Origin of the sequence: Pelobacter seleniigenes DSM 18267, from assembly GCF_000711225.1 — a bacterium.
GTDB lineage: Bacteria > Desulfobacterota > Desulfuromonadia > Desulfuromonadales > Geopsychrobacteraceae > Seleniibacterium > Seleniibacterium seleniigenes.
Genome location: NZ_JOMG01000002.1, coordinates 969,412 through 993,822, shown reverse-complemented (window position 1 = coordinate 993,822; position 24,411 = coordinate 969,412). Strand labels below are relative to the sequence as shown.

Annotated in this window: 20 protein-coding genes; 11 read left to right on the top strand and 9 right to left on the bottom strand. The window is 53.6% G+C overall.

The genetic code is table 11. The features are described from left to right. Positions 1 to 84: 84 nt before the first annotated feature. Positions 85 to 2,631: a molybdopterin-dependent oxidoreductase gene (locus N909_RS0107275; protein WP_029913511.1), complete on the top strand. Its 2,547-nt coding sequence runs from the start codon at positions 85 to 87 to the stop codon at positions 2,629 to 2,631. Positions 2,632 to 2,755: 124 nt separating this feature from the next. Here the strand turns inward: N909_RS0107275 and mltG are convergent, their stop codons facing one another. The 4 genes from mltG to N909_RS25630 form a co-directional block, all read right to left on the bottom strand. Continuing rightward, positions 2,756 to 3,751, bottom strand: a complete 996-nt coding sequence (gene mltG / locus N909_RS0107270; RefSeq protein ID WP_036682979.1) for an endolytic transglycosylase MltG — start codon at positions 3,749 to 3,751, stop codon at positions 2,756 to 2,758. Positions 3,752 to 3,757: 6 nt separating this feature from the next. Beyond that, positions 3,758 to 4,345 (bottom strand): glycerol-3-phosphate 1-O-acyltransferase PlsY, encoded by a 588-nt coding sequence (gene plsY / locus N909_RS0107265; protein WP_029913505.1) that lies wholly within the window; start codon positions 4,343 to 4,345, stop codon positions 3,758 to 3,760. Positions 4,346 to 4,393: 48 nt separating this feature from the next. Then, the gene (locus N909_RS0107260; protein ID WP_029913503.1) at positions 4,394 to 4,780 is read right to left on the bottom strand and encodes an iron-sulfur cluster assembly scaffold protein; all 387 of its coding nucleotides are present in this window, start codon (positions 4,778 to 4,780) and stop codon (positions 4,394 to 4,396) included. A gap of 267 nt (positions 4,781 to 5,047) precedes the next feature. Further along, positions 5,048 to 5,218, bottom strand: coding sequence for a hypothetical protein (locus N909_RS25630; RefSeq protein ID WP_155005890.1), 171 nt, complete (start codon positions 5,216 to 5,218; stop codon positions 5,048 to 5,050). Between the two features lie 158 nt (positions 5,219 to 5,376). On the opposite strand from N909_RS25630, the gene N909_RS0107250 reads away from it, so the two are divergent. Further along, the gene (locus N909_RS0107250) at positions 5,377 to 6,345 is read left to right on the top strand and encodes a LysR family transcriptional regulator (protein WP_051689588.1); all 969 of its coding nucleotides are present in this window, start codon (positions 5,377 to 5,379) and stop codon (positions 6,343 to 6,345) included. 14 nt (positions 6,346 to 6,359) lie between these two features. Here N909_RS0107250 and N909_RS0107245 read toward each other — a convergent pair whose 3' ends face one another. The 3 genes from N909_RS0107245 to N909_RS0107235 form a co-directional block, all read right to left on the bottom strand. Continuing rightward, on the bottom strand, positions 6,360 to 6,881 hold the full coding sequence (locus N909_RS0107245; RefSeq protein WP_029913497.1) for an O-acetyl-ADP-ribose deacetylase: 522 nt from the start codon (positions 6,879 to 6,881) through the stop codon (positions 6,360 to 6,362). A 180-nt stretch (positions 6,882 to 7,061) separates the two neighbouring features. Beyond that, positions 7,062 to 7,337 carry a DUF5052 family protein gene (locus N909_RS0107240; RefSeq protein ID WP_029913495.1) on the bottom strand — a complete coding sequence of 92 codons (276 nt, stop codon included), beginning with the start codon at positions 7,335 to 7,337 and terminating at the stop codon, positions 7,062 to 7,064. A gap of 355 nt (positions 7,338 to 7,692) precedes the next feature. After that, a complete protein-coding gene (locus N909_RS0107235) occupies positions 7,693 to 8,937 on the bottom strand; it encodes a GGDEF domain-containing response regulator (RefSeq protein WP_029913493.1) in 1,245 nt (414 codons plus the stop codon). Positions 8,938 to 9,129: 192 nt separating this feature from the next. Between N909_RS0107235 and N909_RS25625 the strand changes: the two genes are divergently transcribed. The 3 genes from N909_RS25625 (at position 9,130) to N909_RS0107220 (ending at position 15,413) form a co-directional block, all read left to right on the top strand. Next, positions 9,130 to 9,753 (top strand): TetR/AcrR family transcriptional regulator, encoded by a 624-nt coding sequence (locus tag N909_RS25625; RefSeq protein ID WP_051689587.1) that lies wholly within the window; start codon positions 9,130 to 9,132, stop codon positions 9,751 to 9,753. Positions 9,754 to 9,837: 84 nt separating this feature from the next. After that, positions 9,838 to 10,983: an efflux RND transporter periplasmic adaptor subunit gene (locus N909_RS0107225; protein ID WP_029913490.1), complete on the top strand. Its 1,146-nt coding sequence runs from the start codon at positions 9,838 to 9,840 to the stop codon at positions 10,981 to 10,983. A 14-nt stretch (positions 10,984 to 10,997) separates the two neighbouring features. After that, a complete protein-coding gene (locus N909_RS0107220) occupies positions 10,998 to 15,413 on the top strand; it encodes an efflux RND transporter permease subunit (RefSeq protein ID WP_051689586.1) in 4,416 nt (1,471 codons plus the stop codon). Positions 15,414 to 15,428: 15 nt separating this feature from the next. Here the strand turns inward: N909_RS0107220 and N909_RS0107215 are convergent, their stop codons facing one another. Together N909_RS0107215 and N909_RS0107210 are read right to left on the bottom strand one after the other, a co-directional pair. Continuing rightward, a complete protein-coding gene (locus N909_RS0107215; protein ID WP_029913486.1) occupies positions 15,429 to 15,704 on the bottom strand; it encodes a GNAT family N-acetyltransferase in 276 nt (91 codons plus the stop codon). An 84-nt stretch (positions 15,705 to 15,788) separates the two neighbouring features. Then, entirely contained in the window at positions 15,789 to 16,616 is an 828-nt protein-coding gene (locus N909_RS0107210) for a universal stress protein (RefSeq protein WP_029913484.1), read from the bottom strand. A 169-nt stretch (positions 16,617 to 16,785) separates the two neighbouring features. Between N909_RS0107210 and N909_RS0107205 the strand changes: the two genes are divergently transcribed. The 6 genes from N909_RS0107205 (at position 16,786) to N909_RS0107175 (ending at position 24,337) form a co-directional block, all read left to right on the top strand. Beyond that, on the top strand, positions 16,786 to 18,594 hold the full coding sequence (locus tag N909_RS0107205; RefSeq protein ID WP_029913483.1) for an ATP-binding protein: 1,809 nt from the start codon (positions 16,786 to 16,788) through the stop codon (positions 18,592 to 18,594). After that, positions 18,595 to 19,932: a sigma-54-dependent transcriptional regulator gene (locus N909_RS0107200; protein WP_029913481.1), complete on the top strand. Its 1,338-nt coding sequence runs from the start codon at positions 18,595 to 18,597 to the stop codon at positions 19,930 to 19,932. Positions 19,933 to 20,326: 394 nt separating this feature from the next. Continuing rightward, complete coding sequence (locus N909_RS0107190; protein WP_029913479.1) at positions 20,327 to 21,658, top strand: short-chain fatty acid transporter; 1,332 nt, start codon at positions 20,327 to 20,329, stop codon at positions 21,656 to 21,658. A gap of 80 nt (positions 21,659 to 21,738) precedes the next feature. Further along, a complete protein-coding gene (locus N909_RS0107185; RefSeq protein ID WP_029913477.1) occupies positions 21,739 to 22,422 on the top strand; it encodes a 3-oxoacid CoA-transferase subunit A in 684 nt (227 codons plus the stop codon). After that, complete coding sequence (locus N909_RS0107180) at positions 22,422 to 23,084, top strand: 3-oxoacid CoA-transferase subunit B (RefSeq protein ID WP_029913474.1); 663 nt, start codon at positions 22,422 to 22,424, stop codon at positions 23,082 to 23,084. The genes N909_RS0107185 and N909_RS0107180 overlap by 1 nt, the downstream gene beginning before the upstream one ends. Further along, positions 23,081 to 24,337 (top strand): thiolase C-terminal domain-containing protein, encoded by a 1,257-nt coding sequence (locus N909_RS0107175; RefSeq protein ID WP_029913472.1) that lies wholly within the window; start codon positions 23,081 to 23,083, stop codon positions 24,335 to 24,337. The genes N909_RS0107180 and N909_RS0107175 overlap by 4 nt, the downstream gene beginning before the upstream one ends. The last annotated feature ends 74 nt before the right edge of the window (positions 24,338 to 24,411 follow it).

Below are 24,411 nucleotides of genomic sequence, written 5' to 3'. Positions count from 1 at the left end.
AATAATATCAAGAGGTTGTATCTGCAGTTGTTGTCTGCAATGGTCTTAAGACCGGATTCAGCCAGGATTTGAGGTGAGAGGAATATGGTCAACCTGACGATAGATGGCAAGACGATAAGCGTCCCCAAGGGAACCACAATTCTTGAGGCGGCACGGCGCTTGGATATTCATATCCCGACGCTGTGCTGGCTGGAAAAGATCTCGACGACCGGGGCCTGCCGAATCTGTGCCGTGGAGATCGAAGGCGTCGACCGGCCGATGACGGCCTGCAATACCCCGGTCAAAGAAGGCATCAAGGTCACCACCCAGTCCGAGCGCCTGACCAGAACCCGTAAGCAGATCATGGAACTGATCCTGGTCAATCACCCCCTTGATTGTCCGGTCTGCGACGCCGGCGGCGAATGTGATCTGCAGAATACCTGTTTTGAGTTGAACGTCACCCGCCAGGAGTTCAGCGCCGAAGATGTTCAACCCGCGCCCATTGACCATTGGCCGTTGATTCAGCAGGTTCCTTCCCGCTGTATTCTGTGTGAAAAATGCGTTAAGGTTTGTCACGAAATCGTCGGTGCCGACGCCCTTTTTGTGAATTCGAAGGGGGACCGCGCCTATGTCGATAAAAACCTGGACAAGTGTATCTTCTGCGGCAACTGCGTGGCGGTCTGTCCGACCGGCACCATGATCTCCAAACCCTTCAAATTCAAGGCGCGCCCCTGGACCCTGCGCAAGGTTCCATCGGTCTGCACCTATTGCCCCAGTCAGTGTGAAATCGATATCAATGTGCAGCACGATGAAGTCTATCGGGTGACCTCCACGGACGGCGAAACGACCAACAACGGGACCCTCTGTATTGGTGGCTTTTTCGGCCATGACTACATCAACAGCAAGCAACGGCTGCGCGAGCCCAAAGTGGAGCAGCAGCCGACCAGCTGGGACAACGCTTTTGACCGGGTGGTCAGCGAGATTCGGCGGATTACCGAGGAAAGCGGCGCCGGGGCGATTGCCGGACTCGCTTCGCCGCGGCTGAGTAATGAGGAAAATTACCTGTTCCAAAAACTTTTCCGGGCGGCTATCGGCAGCAACAACATCGATAGCGAAGCCCGTTTCGGCGCCATGCGGGCGTTGCGCGCCCTGGATAAGGGGCTCGGTTTGCGCGGTGCCAGCAATCGGCTGGACGCCATCGGCAGCGCTGATGCGATCCTGTTGTTCGGTGCCGATCCGACTGCGGAAGCACCCGCGGTCGAATGGCAGATTCGTAAAGCGGCCGAGCACAACAACGCCAAGCTGGTGGTCGCAAATATGCGGCAGATTCACATCAGCCCGCTGGCCAATACCCAGTTGACCTATCGACCAGGGAGTGAAATTGCGCTGGCTGCAGGCTTGGGACGCTTACTCATGGACCGCGGTCATCTCGATATGGCGGCCCTGGAAGGGAGTGTCAACAACCTGGCCGAACTACAGGTGGATCTGGCTGCTGTCGACCTGGAGAATGTGGTTGCCGTAACCGGGCTCAATCTTGCGCTGTTGACTGAAGCGGCCGATCTGATTGGCAATGGCAAAAAAGTCGCGGTTGTTTTCGGGGCGGATATCTGCAAATCCTCTTTTGGGACCTCCACTTCGGCAACGATGGCCAATCTGGCTATTCTCAGTGGTGCCTTGCATGGCGGTGGCGGGATTTACCCCCTCGCTGAAAAGGGCAACACCCAGGGCGTACTCGATATGGGGGTCTATCCCGAGTCCCTGCCCGGCTATTTGGACTACAGTGACTACAAAGAGCGTTTCGGGAAAGCCTGGGGCTGTGAACTGCCGGCCGGCGGACTTGACGCCGATGGCATCCTGCAGGAGATCGAAGCGGGCAAGATCCGGCTGCTCTATCTGGCTGCAACCAATCCGCAAAGCTTTCCGAACAGCGGGCGCTGGCTCAAAGCCCTGGAAAAGGTCGAAGTCCTGATTGTTCAGGATATCTTCCCGACCGAGGTTGCCCGGCTGGCAACGGTGGTGTTGCCGGGTACTTCTTTTGCCGAAAAGGCCGGCAGTTTCACGTCCCTTGATCAGACGGTGCGGCGGACCTCCCCGGCCATTCGCCCCGTCGGTGAAAGTCGGGAAGACCTGGATATCTTTGCCGAGCTGTTCGGGCGGTTGAGTGGTTCCCGCGTTTCCCTCAGCGGAGCGGAGATTTTCAAGGAGATCAATGAACTGACCAACCTGTACAGTGGCGCCGAAGTGGTCAATGACGAGCGGCGGACCTGTTATAAAAAGGCTTATACCGTGCCTGCGGGCGGTCTTAAATACCAGCTGATCAGTGTCAGTGAAGAGGCCACCGGACTGCAGCTGTTGAGCGGTCCTTCGCGGAATCATTTCGGTACCACCTCCCTTTGGGCCACCGCGCCCCTGGAGGTTGAAGCAGAAGGGTTGCTCAATCTCAACCCGGCCGATGCCGCCGCTGCCGGCATCAGCGAAGGTGATACCATCAAAGTCAGCAGTAGTACCGGAGCGACGGTCGGCAAAGTCAAACTCAGCACAGATGTTCCCCAGGGACTGATCTTTGCGCCGTATCACTTTGTCGCGCTCGGTATTCAACAACTGATTCCGGACAGCGCCAACCGCACTGCGGTGGAGATTGCCAAAGTCTGAATAGCCTTGCTGAGAATTGACTGATATGTCATCCGCCCCGGGAATTTCCCGGGGCTTTTTTTTGTAACGAAAATGGGTTGGCCGCAGGAGGATGGCGATGGCCCGACTGTGGAAAAGTGTCTGCTTATGGTCGGTGCAGCTGGTATCTGCGGACTGCGGCGTTATGCTCGCGCAGGGTGGTCGAAAACTGATGACTGCCATCGCCGCGCGCCACAAAATAAAGATAGCGGGTGGTCGCCGGTGCCGCGGCGGCCCGCAGGGCGTCCAGGCCTGGACTGCAAATGGGGCCGGGGGGCAGGCCGCGAATCAGATAGGTGTTGTAGGGGGTCGGGGTGGTCAGGTCCTTGCGGGTGATGTTGCCATCGAAATCCTTGATGCCGTAGATCACTGTCGGATCGGTCTGCAGGGGGATGCCGCGCTTGAGCCGGTTGTGAAAAACCGAAGAGATGAGCGGCATTTCTTCAATCGCCGCGGTCTCCTTTTCGATAATCGACGCCAGGGTGACCAGCTGGTGCAGGTTCAAGCCCTGGGCTTTGGCCTGTTGCAGCAGTTGGTCATCCAGATGCGCACGGAATTGGCTGGTCATCATCTGCAGCAAGGTTCGTTCGTCCACGCCCGGAGCAAACAGGTAGGTTTCCGGGAACAGGTACCCTTCCAGGCTGTTGGCACCGATCTGCAATGAATGAATGAAGTCCTGGTCATGAGCCAGCTGGGTGAGGACCTCGGCCCGGCCGTAACCGGCCTCGGCAATCCGGGCAATGATCTGCTCCAGGGTGAAGCCTTCGGGAATGGTCAGGCTGACTTTTTCCACGTCCCCCTTGATCAGCCGTTCGAGGATCTCGGCCGGACGGGCTGCCGATTGAAAGCGATAGGTTCCGGCCTGGACCTGACCGGAACGCTGTTCCCAGCGGGCCAGGAGCCGTAGTGCCAGGGCATTGCGAATAACTCCGGAATCTTCCAGCTGGCGGGCGATTTTATGCAGGCTGGTCCCGGGGGGGATGGCGATGGACACCGGTTTTTCCGGCATCACCGGCACCATCAGTAATTGGTAGCAAAACAGGGCCAGGGCGGCTATGGCCACAACCAGGGTAAAACTACAGGCGAAAAGTAATCGACGCATGATGAATCAGAGGTTAAATCTGTTTTCGGTACCGGCCCGCAATCGTTCGATATTGCCACGATGGCGCCAGATCACGATGGCCGCGATGACCAGGGTGGCGATGAAGAGTGGCACCGAGTGGGAAACCAGGATGACCAGCAGCGGAATAATCGTTGCTGCCGAGATGGACGCCAGGGAGATAAAGCGCCACTTCCAGAGGACGACGATAAAAACCAGCAAAGCCCCCAGGACGGCCAGCGGCGAGAGGACCAGAAAGATTCCCAGGGCGGTCGCCACCCCTTTACCCCCTTTGAAGCCAAGGTAAACCGGAAAACAATGGCCGATAAATGCGGCGATGGCCACGGCCGCCAGCCCGTTGCCGCTCAAGCCGAACCATTGCTGGGCGACGAGCACCGGCACAACCCCCTTCAGGCAATCGCCAAGCAGGGTGATGAGGCCGAGTTTGCGACCGGCAACCCGATAGACGTTGGTCGCACCGATGTTGCCACTGCCGGCTTTACGGATGTCCTCGCCGCCGACCAGACGGGTGAGGATGAGGCCGGTGGGAATTGCGCCGATCAGATAGGCGGCACAGATCAGAAGAAAAAGGATCATGACGGTTCTCCAGGTCTATTGTCGTTAACCGGACAGGGGCAACGCGAACTATCCATCCTGCCGATCCGGCGGAAAGGCTTTCCGATATTCGGTGATTGCTCCCCTGATCGCCCCTGCTGCCATATTGGAACAGTGCATTTTTTCCGGTGGCAGACCGCCGAGGGCATCAGCAATCGATTGGTCGCTGATCTGCAGAGCTTCATCAAGGCTTTTCCCCAGCACCATCTCGGTGGCGATGGATGATGTGGCAATGGCGGCGCCGCAGCCGAAGACCTTGAACTTGATATCAGCAACCCGGTCATGTTCGATTTTCATCGTTACCAGCAAGGCATCCCCACAACTCGGTTCCCCCACCTGGACCAAAACCGTAGGGTCTTTGATGATCCCGATATTGCGCGGGTTGTTGAAATGCTCGAGGACTTTTTCAGTGTACAATGTTTCGTTCCTTTGTCCGCCGCCGAGATCACGGCGGCAATCTGTTTTTGCCGCGCCAGTTTAACGTTCCTGGCCGGGTGAGAGCAAATGTAATTTTGGACAGGGTGGGAAAAACGCCCCATTCGGGGAAGGGGATGCCGCAGTCAGGGAAATTTCTGCTCTGCCAGGGTGGCGGAATTGCGTTTGCTGCAGTCATTAAAAAAGCAGCCGCAAGGGCTGCTTTTGTGAAGGTGTTCCTATCGGGCAGGGTGCGGGTAGAGCAAGCAATCAGTACTGCGCACCCCAGCGTGAAATCAGATGAAATTTGTCATCACTGTTCAGCCAGTGTGCATTGACAATCCGGCTTTCATCTTCCCAGCTCTTGGAGCCGGTATTGCTGAACAGAACGACGGGAACCAGTACGCCCAACGTAATTAACAAAATTAAAATACCCATCATATCCTCCCAGCGCCTTTACTGTTAAAATCCGGAGTGGTCAGAGGGATGCCGTTGTTTTCCGGACAATCTGTTTAAAAAATCTTCATTTGCTTGAATTCTAAAGCCGGACTATATATAAGTAAAATCATTCTTTATGAAGTAATAGATAGGCTGTGCTTATGCTACCGGATCTGAATCGACTCAATGTCTTCTTCCATATCTACCGGGCCAACAGTATTGTTGCCGCGGCCCGAGCGCTGAATCTGTCGCAACCGGCGGTCAGTCAGCAACTGCAGAAACTGGAAGCAGAGTTGAAAATACAGCTGTTCACCCGCTTGCACAAAAAGCTGGTTCCGACTGCGGCGGGTGAGCGGCTGTTTCAGCTGGCCGAACCGTTTATCAACCGGTTGGAAAAAGAGCTGCCTTTTATCCGCCAGCCCCTGGAGCGACCGAGCGGACTGCTGCGCATCGGTGCCCCGCGGGAATTCGGTAAGGAATACCTGCCCCGCTTCTGCAATGCCTTTCGAGAGCGTTATCCGGATGTGGTGTTCCAGCTTAAATTCAAGGAATCGATCCCTCTGCTGACCATGATCCGGGAAGGGAGTCTTGATTTCGCCCTGGTCGATGTCTATTTCAATCAGGGGGAGCTGCCGGGATTTCCCGACATCTTCAGCATCGATCCATTGCTTCGGGAGGTGATGATCCTGGCCTGTGCCCGCTCTTATTACGACCGGCATGTCAAGGGGGATCACAGCTATGCCAACCTGGTCGACCGCGAATTCATTACCGATGAGGACGACCCTTCGATCCTCGACCTGTGGTTCAAGCATCACTTCCGGAAGGTCCCGGACCAGCTCAATATTGTCATGACCCTCGACAGTCATGAGGCGTTGATTTCGGGAATCAAACTGGGAATGGGGCTGGGGGTGGCGACTGCGCACCTGATGTGGGAAGAGTTGCAGAGTGGGGAATTGGTCCTGGTGCGGACCGCGGCCGCCGACATGGTCAACATGATTTCCCTGGTACAGCTGCAGGATAAGGTTCCGACCCTGACCGAGAAAACCTTTCGCGATTTCATGCTGGCCGGCATGCGTCAGCCGGAAATCCTCGAACGTTTCCAGGCGGTCAGCCATCTGTCGGATGATTGACCGCCTGCACACTTTTATCCAGCGTCTGTCAGTTTATCCAGGGCCTGGGTAATCGCCTGCTGCATCATGTCGTCAAAACAGACAAAGATGACCCGCTCCAGGCTGATGTCGGTTTTCAGAAACTCAGCGACTTCGGTCACTGCAATCTGCGCGGCCTGGCCGATGGGAAACCGATAGACCCCGCAGCTGATCGCCGGGAAAGCGATGGATTTGAGGCCGTGCTGCACTGCCAGCTGCAGACTGCAGCGGTAGCAGGAGGCCAGCAATTCGGGCTCGTTGTCATTGCCGCCGTGCCAGACCGGGCCGACGGCATGGATGACGTGTTTGGCGGGTAGCCGATAGCCCCGGGTGATTTTGGCTGCGCCGGTCGGACAGCCGCCGAGGGTGCGGCATTCGGCCAGTAATTCAGGTCCGGCGGCCTGATGAATGGCGCCGTCCACGCCGCTGCCACCGGCCAGCCTGCTATTGGCAGCATTGACGATGGCATCGACCTCAAGTTTGGTGATGTCGCCAAGGACAACTTCCATGCGTTTCATGACTCCTCCACAACAGATGTTTTTCATCGTAGCATACTCAGCCAGCTGGCCTGAATTCAACCTCTGCAAGGACTGCTGGTCGGCGTATTGCCACACCATGTTCCGCCATTTATCAAGAGCGGTGGGGCGCTGAAAAATACCGGCGCATTCCCACCAGGAGCATTTCCGGAAAAAACGCTTCTACAGGTCTTTGATGATGAAACCCATATTGCCGATCATCACTTTCTGATTTTTATCGCCCAGCCACAGGCGGACCGAACGCTCGCCGACCATTTCAAAGCGCATCCGGTTGTCTTCGATGGAGGCAACCTTGTTACCGGCTTCGGTGTAGACCTCGACCACCCGATGGGTGCCGATGGTGTCCGCTTTGAGGTCATAGGCTTTCTGCTGGGCGCTTTCGCAGCCAGCCAGGAGCAGAAGTGCGCTCAGCAGCAGTAAGATCAGGGTTGATTTCATTCTTTCGTCCTTTCCTGAGACAGGGTAAAAATCAGTATTTCGGTTGAAAGCCAAGCCGATTATCACTTTGTCGCGATGACGTGCCGATTCGCAACAATGTGCTTGGGCCACATGCTTTCCGGGTTTATTTGATGAACCAATCTAACACAAATTTTTTGGTTTTTTGGGGAGTCTGTCGGGAAAATGCCGGTCAGGGTAGAGAATTAACCCAAACCTTTGCGGCAGGAGCAGGGTGGAAAACCTTCAGGTTTCCCGCCCCTGGCAAGCGAGATTCAGCCTACCCGCTTGAGGTGCTCGGCGGAACAGGGCTGGCAGCGCGGTTATAAACGGAAGAAACACCTCGTTGGCTGGTTGTTCAGCTGATCACAACGCAGTTGCGGCCGGCATTTTTTGCCTCATAAAGCAGGTTGTCTGCTTTGGATACGGTTTTGTCAAAGGTCTCGCCCAACTGGGTGCAGACGCCAATGGAGACCGAAACGCGAATTTTGGCTCCGTCTGACTTGATAATATGGCTGGAAATCCGCTCCCGGAGTTCTTCAAAATGCTGCTTGATCCTGGAGCTGTCCATATTGCTGGTCAGGATGATAAACTCTTCACCGCCGAATCTGGCCACGATGTCCGAGGAACGGAAGCTGTTTTTCAGGATTCCGGCCACATGGCGGATTGCAACATCCCCGCAGCAATGTCCGTAGGTATCGTTGATGGCCTTGAAATGATCGATATCAATCATGGCGACGCTGATCTGCAGGTTTTGCCGCCGGGCATTTTCGAACAGCTTGTCACCGACCTGAAAGAAGTAGCCGCGGTTGTAGAGGCCGGTCATCGAATCCACGATTGCGGCCTGGCGCAGTTGCTCAACATGCACCAGCATTTCAACGTTCTGGTTGACCCTCCAGACCAGCTCTTCTTCAAAATACGGCTTGTTGAGGAAGTCACTGGCACCCCGCTTGAGAAACTGGGCGGAAAGCAGGGGGTTGCCGTAGGCGGACATGCCGATGACCGCCAGCTTGTCCATAGGGAAGTTCTTGCGGATTTCTGCGGTGAGTTCGAAACCGTTCATCTCCGGCATGTTGAAGTCGGTCAGCACGACCCTGGTATCCTGGTGTTTGCGCAGTTCCTGCAAGGCGGTCTTTCCGTGGTTCGCTTCGATGACTGTGAATTGCTGTTTTTCCAGGATGGCTTTGGTGCTTTCCCGGACCAGCCGGGAGTCTTCGACCAGCAGGATTTTAATGTCCTTGTTGCGCAGAAAGCGGCTGATGGTTCCGGAGAGCAGATCGAGGGTATGAGGGCCCTTGAGGATATAGTCGAGGACCTGTTTTTCAAGAATACTGTCGCGGGTCAGGTCGTCCATACGTCCGGTCACAACGACGATGGGAATGCCTTGCGTCTTGACCAGGTCGACAATCTCCCCGTCAGGCGAGCCGGGTAAAGTCAGATCGAGAATAGCCAGCAGGTATTCATGTTGGCCGGCCGCGAGCAGTTCTGCAGCCTCCTGGTAACTCTGGCGAATAACACATTCAATCTGGAAATCCCTGCTAATTCGGTTTTGTACCAGGTTGATAAACATTTTACTGTCTTCAACAAGCAGAATCTTTTTCATCAAAATACCCAACGGGCTAGGGAGAAAACAAAGAAAAAATAAATTAACCTAAATTAAGAATGGTTTCAATCATTATTATCCCTTTCCGCTGTGAAAAATGCCGCACAGCGAACCGATTGAAAAGGGTTGACAGGGAGAACCTCCGGGGTAATATGACTGACACGTCAGTCATATTACCCCGGAGAAGAAACCATGCAGACCGAAGCGGGAGCGAAGGATACCAGGGCGCAGTTGATCAATGCGGCCATTGACATGTTTCATGAAAAGGGCTTTCAGAAAACCCGGGTTTCAGACATTGTGGCCGCGGCCCGGGTGGCACAGGGCACTTTTTATCTCTATTTCAAGTCCAAGGACGATGTTTTCCTGCATATCGCAGCCGAGTTCAAAGGGTTGTTTGCCGAGGTCATTGAAGGCGCGGACAATCTCTTTGCCGGAACTTCTGCCGATGAAATCAGAGCCAACCTGCTGGTTTTCATCCGCGATCTGGTGCGGCTCTATTCGGAGAACAAAAAAATGGCCAAGCTGCTGTTTTACGAAAGCGGTCAGCATGACTGTTCATTCCGGAATACCTGGCAGGATCTTTATCTTGATTTCATCGATATGACTCGCCGGCAGCTGGAGCAGAACCGGGATTCAGCGTTCCTCTCATTTGAGGATGCCGAAACCGAGGCGGCATTTCTGGTCGGCCTGTTCAGTCGCAGCCTGTTTTATTTTATTGAACTCAAAAACGATATCGATATTGAAACCCTGAGTCGGCGAATGACGGCGTTTGTCCTCGGCGGGTTAAGCAAACAATCAGCCAGCGGCGGAATTTAAACCTGAACCGGCCGCAAGTTCGGGCGGGAATGGGAACGGTTGTCCCGTCCGCGCCAGTCCCGTAGCGCACGCAAAGGAAAATGTATGAGATTCATTTCCCCCCATCCCATTTGGTCAGGAACCGGCCTTCGGCAACAGCAGCGCTTGGTTCTGGTTCTGTTGTTATTGCTGGCTGTGCTCGCCGGCTGTTCGGACGAACAACCGGCGGTAGCACCAAGCGCACCCCCGATCCCGGTCGCTGTGGGGCAGGTCAAACATGTCCGGGTGCAGCGCAGTATCCCGGTCAGCGGCAGCGTGGTCTCCCCTTTTGAACCCACAAAGGTTTCGTTCCTGGTTGCGGGGCGGGTCGAGAGAGTGATGCCCCGGGAAGGGGATTTTGTTAAGGCGGGGCAGTTGCTGGCCAGCCTGGAACCCCTCGATTATCAGGCGGCCCTTGACGGAGCCAGCGCTCAGGTTAAACAGGCCGGGGTCGCCGTGGAGCGCAGCCGTGACGAGTATCAGCGGATGGACTATCTGTATCAGCATCACAGCCTGGCCAGGAATGATTTTGAGAAATACCGGGCCGCCTACCAGGCGGCGACTCAGCAACTGGAGCAGGCCCTGGCCGCGGAAAAAATCCAGCGCAAGCGGCTTGGCGATACCAGACTGCGTGCGCCAGTGAGCGGGTTTGTTGCCAAACGGCAGGTGGAACCCGGCCAGACCGTGGCCGCAGGCTCGCCGGCGTTGGAGATTGTCCGTCTCGATCCGGTGGAAATCCTGGTCGGTGTGCCGGAACGCGACATCCATCTGGTTGCTGTGGGGCAGCAGGCGCAGGTGACCCTGCCGGCGCTGCCGCAGCAGCAGTTCAATGGCACGGTCCGGGTGGTCAATGTCAGTGCCGATCCGGGGACGCGCACCTATATGACCCGCATTGCGGTTGCCAATCCGGATTATCAGCTGCGTCTCGGCATGGTGGCGAAAGCCGCCATCATCGGCAACGACCAGCTGGATGCCATGACCCTGCCGACGGCGGCGATTGTGCATGACCCGCAGGGGGCGCCGCTGGTCTACATCTATTATCCGCAACAACAGCGGGCCCACAGCAAGCGGGTGACCATCGGTAATCTGATCGGGGACCAGGTCGAGATCAGCTCCGGGCTGGTCGGCGATGAGCAGATCGTGCTTGCCGGGCAGGATAAACTGCGGGACGGAGCCGCTGTCACCGTTGTCAAAGCCGGTGAAAGCCAGTAACAAGGAGCAGCGCGGTGAACCCGATTAAAAGCACTCTAAAGTATCCGGTGGTCGCCCTGTTTTTTGCGGCCCTGCTGTTCCTGGCCGGTATGCATGCATTTTTCAACATGCCGAAGACCGAAGATCCCTCCATCACCATCCGCACCGGGCTGGTCCTCGCCCAGTATCCGGGGGCGACCGCCAGCCAGGTTGAGGAGCAGGTCAGCAAGGTGCTGGAACGGCATATCTTTAAATTCCCGGAAGTCCGTAAGGATAAGACTTTCTCCACCAGTCGCCACGGACTGGCGGTGATCAATGTGGAACTGGAGGACAACGTCAAGGAACCGGACGTGTTCTGGGGCAAGCTGCGCCATGAAATGCTCCAGACCGCTGCGACAGAGCTGCCGGCCGGAGTTCGGGGACCGTTGGTGAAATCCGATTTCGGCGACACCGTCGCCATGCTGATCGCGGTCCACGGCAAGCGCTACGGCTATCGGGAACTGCAGGATTATGTCGAGCGGATTGAAGACGAACTGCGCAAGATTCGTCAGATCGGCAAGATGGCCAGCTACGGTGAGCAGACCGAAGAAGTTTGGGTGACCAGCAGCAGTGAACGGATTTCCCAACATGCGGTCAACCCCGCCCAGGTGATTCAGGCCCTGCAGCAACAGAATGTCATTACCAGCGCCGGCAGTGTCGACTCCGGGAGCCTGGATGCTCCGCTACGGGTGACCGGGGCTTTCGATACCGAAGAGGATATCCGCAATGTGCTGCTGAATGTGTCCCCCGGCGGACAACCGGTCTATATCCGCGATGTCGCCGAGGTCACCCGCCGGTACCAGGATCCGACCTTTCTGGTCCGTTGCAACGGCGAACCGAGCGTGATGTTCTCCATCGAGATGCAGAAAGGGAAGAACATCGTCCACCTCGGCGAGCGGATCGCCCAGGTGTTTGAACGCCTGCACGCGGTGCTGCCGCCGGACCTGTCCCTGGACATCATCGCGGATCAGCCGACCGTGGTCAAAACCCGCATCAACGACCTGAGCCACGAGTTTCTCCTGGCCATCGGCTCGGTGATCCTGGTCACCCTGTTGCTGCTGCCCATGCGGGTGGCGCTGGTGTCGGCCGTGGCCATTCCCATCACCCTGGCGACCACCCTGGGGATCATGGATGCTTTCGGCATTCAGCTTCACCAGGTCTCCATCGCCGCCCTGATCGTGGTGCTGGGGATTATCGTCGATGATGCCATCGTCATTGCCGACAATTATGTCGAACTGCTCGACCGCAAGGTCCCCCGTGCCGAAGCGGCCTGGCGCTCCGCAACCGAGGTGGTGGTGCCGGTGTTCACCGCAACCGTCACCATTATCTGTTCGTTTTTGCCGCTGTTGATTCTAAGCGGGTCGACCGGAGAGTTCATCCGCGCCCTGCCGCTGACCGTCGCCACTGCGCTAAGTGTCTCCTTTGTGGTGGCGGTGATGCTGACGCCGATTCTCTGTCGGTCCTTTGTCCGCAAGGGGCTGCACAATCATGATCAGCCGGTCAGGAAAAAGGGCAAAAAGCATGTCTCCTTGCTTGACCGGCTGCAGGCGGTGTATGCCCGGTGCATCACGTTTCTGATGCGCAGGAAACTGGTTGCCGTCGCCCTGGGAATCCTTGCCGTCGTGGCTTGCGGGCCACTCTTTAAACAGGTGCCCCAGCAATTTTTCCCGTCGGCAGAACGTGATCAGTTCGTGATCGATGTGTGGATGCCGCAGGGCAGCCGGATCGAAGCGACCGATGCGGCGATCCAGCGGATCGAAGCGGAACTGGCCGGGCGGGCCGATATCGCCCAGTATGCCAGTTTTATCGGGCAGAGCGCCCCCCGCTTTTACTACAACGTCAATCCCCAGCAGCCCGATAGTGCTTACGGCCAGCTGATTGTCAACACCCATTCGGTTGACGCAACCCCGACGATTGTCGAAGAGCTGAGCGGCAAACTGGCCGGGCTGGTTCCCGAAGCCATGGTCGTGGTCAAGGAGTTGCAGCAGGGGAATATTGTCGAAGCGCCGGTGGAGATTCGGATCTCCGGCGACAAGCTCGATGAGCTGAAGGAGCTGGCGGCCGAAGTGCAGGGGATCGTCAGTGCAGTTCCTTACGCTCGCTATGTCCATCAGGATTATTTTAATGATGCCTTCATGGCGGATGTCAACGTTGACAGCGAACTGTCCAAGCGCCTCGGGTTGACCAATGCTACGGTGGCCAGAACCCTGTCCGGCGCCTTCAGCGGTCTGCCGGTGAGCGTGTTCTGGGAAGGTGATCGCCCGGTCACCATTGTGCTCAAGCTGGACGAGGACGAGCGGGAGAATTTCGACGATGTGCAGGACGCCTATGTCTCCTCATCACTGACCGGAGCAAGTGTGCCGGTTCGTTCGGTGGCCAGACTGGCCCCGGAATGGGAAACCGGTCGCATCGTCAGGCGCAATGGGGTGCGCACCATCACCGTGCGCAGCTTTGTCAAGCAGGGGCACTATGCGTCGGAACTGCTCAATGCCATCCAGCCGCAACTTGACGATCTCAAGCTTCCGGTCGGCTACCGGCTGTTCTACGGCGGGGAAAAGTTCAACCAGGAAGAAACCTTGCCAACAATGGTGGCGGCGCTGGGGATCAGTCTGCTGGCTATCTTCCTGGTGTTGCTGTTTCAGTTCCGCAACCTTCTTGAGCCGCTGGTGATCATGTGCTCCATTCCGCTAATGCTGCCCGGAGCGGTGTTTGGCCTGTATGTGACCGGTAATGCCTTCGGCTTCACCGCCTTTGTCGGTCTGATCAGTCTGTGTGGCATTGTGGTGCGGAACGCCATCATCCTGGTGGATTACATCAATGAAAAGATTGCCGAAGGCCATTCCCTGGACCAGGCGGCCACCGAAGCCGGCGAACGCCGCTTGCGGCCGATTTTCCTGACCACCATGGCCGCTGCAGTGGGGGTGACACCCATGATTCTGTCCGGATCCAGTCTGTGGAGTCCGTTGGCCAGCGTCATCGCTATCGGGCTGATTTTTTCCATGTTCTTTACCCTGCTGGTGGTGCCGGTCATTTATGTCCTGGTCTGTTCACGGCTGAAGAAAAACCGGGCCGGTGCTATCGCCGCGGTCTGTCTGCTGGCTCTTTGCGGCCTGCCGTCCATGGCTCGGGCCGTTGCGCCGGTGCAACAGCTGACCCTGCAGCAGACCGTTGCGCTGGCTTTACGGCAGAATCCCGCCCTGAAGATCGCGGCGGCCAAGGTTCTCGAAAAAGGCTACCAGGAGGATGCGGTGCAGGCGGATTACTATCCCCAGCTGTCCGATGATCTGCGCTGGACCTACCTGACCGCTAGCCAACTGGTTTCGATTCCGGCGGGCTCTTTGGGAAATATCGAAGGGCTCGGCTCTTTCCCGGCCGAGAAAATGGATATCTCCCAGGGGTCGCAGAGCACCCTGCTCAATACCCTGACCGTCAAGCAGCCCCTCACCCAGCTGATCAAGATTAGCGATGCCGAGCAGGTGGCGGCCGCTGACCGGATGATCTCGGAGGCGGAATTGCGCCAGGCGCAAACGGAAGTGGTGTTCGCGGCGAAAAAACTCTTCTATGGCTTATTGCTGGCAAAAAAACAGCAAGAGACCGCCCGTGCCGCCATCGCTGCCGCTGACGCCGGCCTGCGCGAGGCAACCGATGCGGCAACCTCCGGAGTGGTGCTGCCGATGGTGGTCAGTGGGGCCAGGGTCAAGCTGCTGCAGGCGCAACAGGCGCTCCTGAACGAAGAGATCCGCAGCAGCGATTTGAGTGCCGAACTCAGCCGCCTGATCGGGCTGCCTTTGGATAGCGATTACGAGCTGGTCTATGCCGCCAGCGAGCCTGCTGAGCCGTTGCCGCAACAAAGCTACGTCGCTACCGCTCTCGTCAGCAATCCGGAGATCCTGGGAGCAAGGAAAAAAGTCAGCAAGGCACAGGGCGGAGTCGCTGCCTCCCGCCATGACTCTATTCCGGATATCGGACTTTTTGCCAGCTACATGCATCAGGAAGGGGTCTCATTTCTCCAGGACGATTTCGGTGTCGTCGGCCTGCAGATGACCTGGGATATCTTCGACTGGGGCAAGAAATCCGCCAAAGTCAAACAGCGCAACATGCAGCTGGTGCAGGCGGAGCGCAACCTGGAGCGGGTCAAACAGCAGGTGGAAGTTGCAGTGGGCAAGGCCTATCGAAAACTGGAACAGACCCGGATGATGATGGCCGTGGCCGAAGAGGCCCTCAGCCTGCAACGGGACCGCTTACGCCAGGGGGACGATCAGCTGGCCGTCGAGACCATCACTGTGGCGGCCCATGACGAACTGGTGGCCGCCGTAAAAGAAGCCGAATACAACCAGCTCCAGGCACAGGTTGCCTATCAGCTGGCCCTGGCGGAACTGGACCAGGCGGTGGGAAGCAATGCGGCCGACTGAGCCAGCGGAATCCGCTCAGGCCAGTAGATCCGCATACTCCTGATGACGTTCGATGTATTTGGCCACAAAGGAACACTTGGCAACGACTTTCAGGTCCTCCTGCCGGGCGTAATCCAGGGCGCTGCCGGCCAGCCGACTGCCGATCCCTTTGCCCTCCAAGGCGGGCGGTACTTCGGTATGGAGCAGGGTTAATACGCCCTCCTCCAGGGAATACGTCAAGAAGGCGCTGATCCCTTCGACGGTGGTTTCAAAACGTTCGGCCTGTGGGTTGAGCTGGATGTTGATCTCCATGCGCGGTGTCTCCTTGCCAAAAAAATGTCAACGATCGCCATTCATTATCGCACAGCCGGAGCGGATTTTCATGCTGCCGGCAGATTACTGCGGCGGATCGACAATCCAGCGACATTTCGGGCCGACCACGATCATACTGTTGGGGAGATGATGCTGCACCTTCTCCATGGTACTGCCGAACAGGGTTTCCTTGATGTTGCCTTTGCCGTAGGCGCCAAGCAGCACCAGGCTGTCGTGGGGAATGTTGAACAGCCGCGTGGCCGTATCGTGACCGGTCAGGAAATGCCAGTCCAACGAAGCAATCTGTTGGTCGCTGAAGCCCTGGGAACGCAGCCGCGCTTCGAGTTCATGCTGATCACCGCGGGCGAAGAGCTGCAGCGGCGCGTTGCTGCGCTGCTGAATCTTCAGGGCCAAACGCAGAGCACCGGCGGCATGGATCGAGCCACCGTACAGCACGGCCAGCTTATCCCAGGGTTTAAATACCGGCGCCGGCAGAAAAATGGGGAACGGGGCGGTATTGACGATCCGCCGTACCTTCAGGCCGATACTGCCCAGAGCGATTTTGCGGGTATCTTTGGTCATGGAACGCGGGCAGGTCATTACTGAAAAATGGGTCGGTAAATCCGGCAGGGTGCTGGCGCTTTTGCTGATTGGCTGGATTGGCGTGTAGTCCAGCTGCTGCAGGTTGAGAATGTCGCGGATATGGTCTTCCGCAGAATCGGGGTTGGTCAGATAGCTGCCATCAAGGTCGATCTGCACCACATCCGTGGCAAAGTAAAAGAGAAAACTTTTGAATTCAGGACGATAGATCGTCAGCGGCAGCTGCAGGCGCCGGCAGAGATAAGCCGATTGCAGTAAAGTTTCACGGCCGAACGGGGTATTGCGAAAGATGTGCAGTAACGGTTTCTTCATGACGACTCCAAATGACGGCTAAAACGGCATCATAGCTCCAGGATTGCTCTCTTGCAAATTTGCCGGGATTTTTCTCGGCGGAGCTGTTAAAAAAGATGGGGCATCAATCGGTCTGAACCAAGGGGGATGATTTTCTGAAATGAATAAATTCAACCAACCGAGGTAGATCATGTTTTCACGTCAATACAATTTTTCCTCAAAGCTGTTGTTTTTTATTTTTATCTCAATATTAATCCCTTTTTTCGCTCTATCATTCTTTTTAAAAACAGAAATACAAGACGATATTTTCGAAGAAAAACAGGATAAGCTCTTTGGTTTGACAAGACAGTTGGACCATCATCTTGATGGAACGTTTGAAGAACTTATTGCAAAGGGAAATGTTCTTTCGTCAAGCCGGGACGAACAGATAGCTTATCTGAACCGGGAATTGCGAGGGATCACGGATTTTGTTGCTTCAGGAAATCCAGGGGTGGGCGTCGGTTACTATGCAAAAGACCTGAATGCTGTCTTGACTTATGGTCCGAGCAGAGAGTTTCAGCATACTGTCGGGATCTCGATAGAAGAAGACCATGAAGGCCTTATTGCTATGGCGACTGGAGAAGATCGAGTGCAGATAGGGCAACTGGTCCGCGGCAATATCATGAACTGCATGCATCCGATCCATCGTGAGGGCAGAGTCATCGGATATATCTGGGCAAATGAGACGGTCAGTAAGGTACAGGCTCAGCTTTCTGAAATAATGAAAAGGGTTTACCTTCTTGTAATCATTATTTTTGCGGTAATTTATCTTTGTGTTTACTTTATTTCAAAAAACTTTCTAAGAGGAGTTAATATATTAAAAAAGGAAATAGAGAATATTATTGATAAACCAACATCGCGCCTCCCTGAAATAGAAGGTGATCTTAATATAATTGGTAAAACAGTTAATAATCTTGTAGATAATAATTGCTACATGAAATCCCATATCAGATATATTCTTGATGCTGTTGTCAGTGGTGTTCTTGTTGTTTCTAATAATGGTATCATCACTCATGCCAATCAAAAGTTTTCTCAGCTATTTAAAAAGTCTGGAAGTGAAGTCTATGGCAAACAGGCGCGTGATATTTTTGGAGAATCAGTCAGGAATGTCATTGATGGAGGCTTACTTGAAGATAAATGCTATGAAGGTGAAGAGCTGAATCTGGACAACCAAATTATTAGAGTGCTGAGCAATTTTGTTATCGATGAGCAGGGGCAAAGACTTGGGCTGATTCTTATTTTTCAGGATATTACACTGATCAGGCAATATCAGAGTGACCTGCGGGAGAAAGAAAAAATAGTGGCCTTAGGTGAGATGAGTCTTGGAGTCGCTCATGAAATTAAAAACCCGCTGACTTCGATCAAAGGATTTACGCAAATGCTTCAGCGGCCAACCCTGAAAGAAAATAAGCGGGTCGAATACCTGCAGATCATGGACGAGGAGTTGAATCGGGTAAACCGTTTGCTTAATGATCTTCTGCTGTATGGCGGACAGGCTCCTTTAAAGGTGAAGGCTGAGGATCTTTTGAGTATTCTTGATGACCTGCTGGCAGGGCATCGAACGGTTAATCCGGAGATTGCATTTGAAAAGAAAATTTTACAGGAGGGTATTTTTGTTATACCTCTTGATAAATATAAGATAATTCAGGTTTTTGAGAATATCATAAAGAATTCAGTGGACGCACTTGATCATGTTGAAAACGGAAAATTAATGGTGAGTCTTGCGGCTTCTGATAAACACATCCGAATTTTTTTCAAAGATAACGGAAAAGGAATCAGTAAAGAGAACCTTTCCAAAATTTTTAATCCGTTCTTTACGACCAAGGACAGTGGAACTGGTTTCGGTTTGCCGATCTGCTACAGAATTATCGAAAAACATGGTGGTGCTATGGCAATTTCCTCGGAAGAGGGAAAGTTTACTGAGGTGTCAATCAAACTGTACAGAACGGTAGGTGAATAAATGAAGGGCAGCATACTGATTGTTGATGATGAGAGAAATGTCAGGGTCTTTTTGCGTGAGCTTTTCGAACAGGATGGATACGAGGTTTTTGCTGCAGGAAGCATTGATGAAGCAAAGACCGAAATTACTAAAAACAGTCCTGAAGTCGTTGTCCTGGATCTCGGTCTTCCCGATGGCAGTGGGCACGAGCTGATTCCGTTTATAAAGAATAATAAGAAAAACACGGAAGTCGTTGTCATAACCGCAATGGGAACAATCGATAATGCTGTTGATTCAATGCGGCTTGGAGCTTACGATTTTATTTCTAAGCCGTTTGACACGGAAAAAATACTCATTTCATGTGAGCGGGCAGTGAAGTTTGCAAAGGTGAGCCGCGAAAACACTGCTTTAAAGCGTCAGCAGAAAAATCACATCTATTTTGAAGAGTTTATTGGTGAGTGTCCCGAGACCCAGAAGCTTAAAAAGCTGATTCACAAGCTTGCTTTTGTGGATGTCCCGATCCTGATTACCGGAGAAACGGGAACGGGGAAAAATATCCTCGCAAAGCAAATACACTTTACCTGTGCAGATGAAAATAAACCCGTTGTCTATACAAACTGCTCAAGCCTCCCGGAAACTTTATTCGAGTCTGAACTGTTTGGTCATGAGAAAGGGGCATTTACAGGCGCCAGCACCTTGAAGAAAGGACGGGTGGAGGAGGCTGACGGCGGGACGTTGATTCTCGATGAGATAACCGAAATTCCTTATGAACTGCAGGCCAAATTGCTCAATTTCATTCAGGAGAGGTGCTTCTATCGGGTTGGCGGGAATCGGCATATTTTGGTCAATACAAGAATTATTGCCCTTTCAAACAGAAATATGAGCGAGGAAGTTGAGGCGGGGAGATTTCGAAAGGATCTCTTCTATCGATTGAATGTCGTGCATATGAAGGTTCCGCCTTTGAAAGAAAGGGGCAGTGACATTGCCCTGCTGACCCGACATTTTATGGATATCCTCAAAACGAAATATGGAAAAGATAAGCAGCTTTCGCCCCTCGCTTTCAAACTGTTACAGACTTACTCCTGGCCGGGAAATGTTCGTGAGCTCAAAAATACCCTGGAGCGGGCATTTATTTTTTCAGAAGATGAAGTGATTAAAGAAGGCGAGATCGTTTTCGAAGGCGACGCGACCAGCGGGGAGCAGGGGGACCTGAAAAGTATGCTCAGTGGTTTTGAAAAGACTCTTATTATCCAGACCCTTGCCGCTCAAGGTGGAAATCGGGCCAATACTGCCGCGGAACTTGGAATTTCCCTCCGTAATCTTCAGTATAAACTCAGCCGATATGACCTTATAGACTGACTGCAATGTGCAAGATATTGCATGTGAGCATGAAAAAGCTGGCACATCGAACCTCTTTCTTATCTCAATAATTCTGCTCGAAATTACAAAAAATCTTCAATAAGCCCATAAAGCCGACTGATCATTTCCGCTAAAGGACAAGATATCAACTTGGTATGATTGCTGCTCTATCCCCTCCTATCTAGTTTTCATTCGGAAACGGACCTTTTCCGCTGTGGCGGTGTCAATCTGCGGGTTTTCTTGTGCGGTGTAAAGTACTACGCCTCCGCGCAACCCCTTGATTTCCTTGCTACAACGGAAAACTTCTCGTTTCCAATCTGAAAACTTAATTATTGTCATCTCAGTGTTTCCGGATGGCAACTATCTATTACCCTTTCACCAATAGGAGGTACAAATGGTACGAGCTCTCGGTACATTCTTTTCCAAGGTTGCAAAGAAGTATCTGCCGGATGCATTTATTTTTGCGGTCATTCTTGCGATTATTGTTTTTGTATTGGGAATGGCTATAGAGGGGGCCTCCTTTGTTGAAATGACCACCTATTTTGGTGGCGGAATGTGGAAGTTCTTAGCCTTTTCAATGCAGATGGTTCTTATCTTGGTAACAGGCAGCGCTCTTGCAACCTCAAGGCCTGTTCATAAGGGCCTTAAAAGTTTATCGACTATCGCCAGGACTCCTACTCAGGCAATTGTTCTTGTGACTGTCGTCATGATTGTCGGCTGCTGGCTTAACTGGGGGTTCGGTCTTATCGTCAGTGCGCTGGTCGCCAAAGAACTTGCTAAAAATATCAGGCATATTCATTATCCGCTTCTTGTCGCCAGTGCCTATTCCGGTTTTGTGGTCTGGCATGCCGGTTTTTCAGGGTCTATTCCGCTCAAAGTGGCGGGTGCTGACACCATCATGAAACAGTTTGCGGATGGGGCGATTATCCCAACCGCGGAGACGATCTTTTCCTGGCCGAATCTCCTGCTTGTTGCCGTTTTTCTGGTCACCATTCCGATCATCAATATGCTGATGAGTCCTAAGCACAAAGATGAAATTCTGGAGGTTGATTCTGCTCTCTTTGAAGAGGAAGAAGACGCTCCGCTTAAACCCAGACAAGACATGACCCCGGCTGAAAAACTTGAGAACTCCTGGATTCTTTCAATGATCATCGGGGTCATCGGGGTTGCTTTCATTATTTCCTTCTTTGTCAAAGGGGGCGGGCTTGGCCTGGATGTTGTCAACTTCATTTTCCTGATTCTCGGCATTATTCTGCATAAGACGCCAATTCGTTATGTAAATGCGGTGAACGATGCAATCAAGAACTGCGGCGGGATCGTTCTGCAGTTCCCCTTCTATGCAGGGATCATGGGCATGATGATCAGCTCAGGTCTTGCGGTCACCTTTTCTGAAGGTTTTGTCGATATCTCCAATACGACAACCTTCCCGTTCTTTACCTACCTCTCTGCAGGCCTTGTCAATTTCTTCGTTCCTTCAGGCGGAGGCCAGTGGGCGGTTCAGGGTCCGATCATGATGCCCGCGGCAAAGGCGATTGGTGTTCCCTACTCAACAACGGCAATGGCTATTGCCTGGGGTGATGCCTGGACCAATATGGTTCAGCCGTTCTGGGCTTTGCCTTTGCTGGCCGTTGCCAAACTCAATATTCGCGACATCATGGGATATACGACCGTCGTCCTTATTTTTACCGGGATAGTGACTTCTTTGTTCATGCTGTTCGTTTTTTAAATAACAGCAGCTATGAGACGGCGCATCGTTTCTTAGCGAAATTCAGTTCCCGACTATTTTGACAGCATAAGGAGTACCGCATGATTGAGAAGAAAATAATCAGCGCTGAAGACGCAGCCGCATTAGTGAAAGATGGAGATACTGTCATGCTCAGTGGTTTTATGGCCTGTGGATCTCCCCCCGATATCCTTAACGCTCTTTATGAAAAAGGGACCAAGGGGATGACCCTCGTTTGTAATGATACTGCAATCTATAATCCCAAGAACGACTACATGAATGGTGTGGCGCCTTTGGTCCTGAAAAAGCAATTCAGCAAGATGATCGTCTCTCATATCGGGACCAATCCCGAGACCCAGCGGCAGATGAATGCCGGGGAAGCCGAGGTTGAACTTGTCCCACAGGGAACCCTCGCCGAGCAGATCCGTGCCGGTGGCGCTGGCCTCGGTGGGATCTTGACTCCGACAGGTGTCGGTACTGAGGTAGAAGAAGGCAAGCAGGTTATTGAGGTTGACGGAACAAAGTTCCTTCTTGAAAAGGCCCGGAAGGGGGATATCGCTCTAATCAAGGCTGGTACCGCAGACAAAGCCGGAAATCTGACCTATGCCAAATCCTCACGGAACTTTGGGCCGCTGATGGCGACTGCCTGCAAGACAGTTGTCGTGGAAGTTGATGAGATCGTGGAGGTCGGCGAGTTGGATCCTGAGTGTATCGTGACCCCGGGTTTCTTTGTTGATTACCTTGTGCAGACAAAGGGGGCAAAGTGATGGAATATACGCCGAATAAAGAAATCATCGTCAAAAGAATAGCGCAAATGTTTAAAAACGGTGATCTGGTCAATCTCGGAATCGGTCTGCCGACCCAGGTTGGAAATTATGTCCCTGATGACGTGACCATCATTCTCCAATCGGAAAATGGGTTTGTCGGACTCGGCCCTGCGCCGGAAAAAGGCCATGAAGATCCCATGCTTGTGAATGCCGGGGGAACCCCTGTCACCCTGCTGCCCGGAGGAGCCTATTTTGATTCGGCAACCTCCTTCGGCATTATCCGTGGCGGTCATGTCGATTATACTGTTCTTGGCGTACTTGAGGTTGATCAGTACGGCAACCTGGCGAACTACAAGATTCCCGGCAAGATGGTTCCGGGCATGGGAGGAGCCATGGATCTTACTGTCGGAGCCAAAACGGTTATCACGGCGACAACACATTTTGAGAAGAACGGTGATGCAAAACTCAAGCGCACCTGCACACTGCCACTTACTGCGGCGAATGTCGTCGACTATGTGGTCACCGATCTGGGCTTTTTCCAAATTGCCGAGGGCAAATTCGTTCTGAAGGAATACTTCGCTCCCTATACCGTGGCTTATATTCTCAACAATACCGATGCAGATATCTTTGTACCTGAAGACTGTAAGGAGGCAACGTTATGAGTAAGGTCAGTATCATCGGCGCCTATAACACGCAGTTCGGATCTTTCGTTAAAAAAGATAAAGAGACCAGACAAGTCACCGATCTCAAGTCCATCAATGAACTCTCCTATGAAGCGATCAGGGGGGCTCTGAAAGATGCCGGAGTAGAGGGTTCAGATATCGATGCGATCTGGGTTGGGACCTGCGCTCCCGGACTTTTTGCAAATCAGGAGCATATGGGGGCACTGGCCGTAGATGCGGATCCTGGGCTGAGATATAAGCCCAGTACCCGCTGTGAGAATGCCTGCGCGTCATCATCTGTGGCCCTTTATGATGCGATTTACGCTGTTGAGGCCGGAAGATGTAAGACGGCCCTGGTTCTTGGTGTCGAAAAAATGAACCTGCTCGATACCAAAGGGGTCACGCATGCTCTTGCGACCTGCTCACACTGGGACTCGGAAGGGGCCAATGGCATGACCTTCCCCGGTCTTTTTGCCGAATATGCCAAGGGCTATCAGGCCCATTACGGGATCAGTGACGACCAGCTTAAAAAGATGCTGGCCTATGTCTCGGCACTCGGTTACGCCAATGGTGTTGAGAATCCATTGGCACACTTTGGCGTTGGTGGACCTTCCGATAAGTTGAAGCTATTCAGTGCTGAAGCCATCTTGAATCTTCCAGATGAGAAAAACCCGTTGATTGCTCCGCCTTTAAGGCTTCATGATTGTTCTCTCGTGACTGATGGTGCTGCCGCCCTTGTTATCACCACAACCGACAATGCCAGAGCGATATCAAACAGAGTCGTCGAAATCGCCGGTATCGGGCACGCCAATGAACGGTTTGCCATCAAAGACAGAGATAACATGTATGAAATGATTGCCGGAAAAATTGCCAGAGACAAGGCTTTCAAGGAAGCCGGGATCACCATTGCCGATGTTAACCTGGCAGAAGTTCATGACTGTTTCACCATTAACCAGATTCTCTGTACCGAAGCGCTGGGACTGTCTGAGGACGGCCGGGCCGGCTATGATTACATTGACGGAAGGTTTACCCGGGATGATGTCTGCCCGGTCAATATTTCAGGCGGGCTCAAGGCAAAGGGGCACCCTGTGGGAGCAACCGGGGCGTCGATGCATACCCTCATCTACAAGCAGCTGGTCGGCGAACCCATTGGTGTCAAACCGACGAAAGGACAACCCGAGATCGGTGTTACCTTGAATGTCGGTGGGTCCTCTGCCACAAACTGTGTCTCTGTCCTGCGCAGATTGAAGTAGTGATAGCCTGACCAGATGCTGACTACCGGTCAGCCTTTGATGCCCCAGATCAGTCGATGCTGGGGCATTTTTTT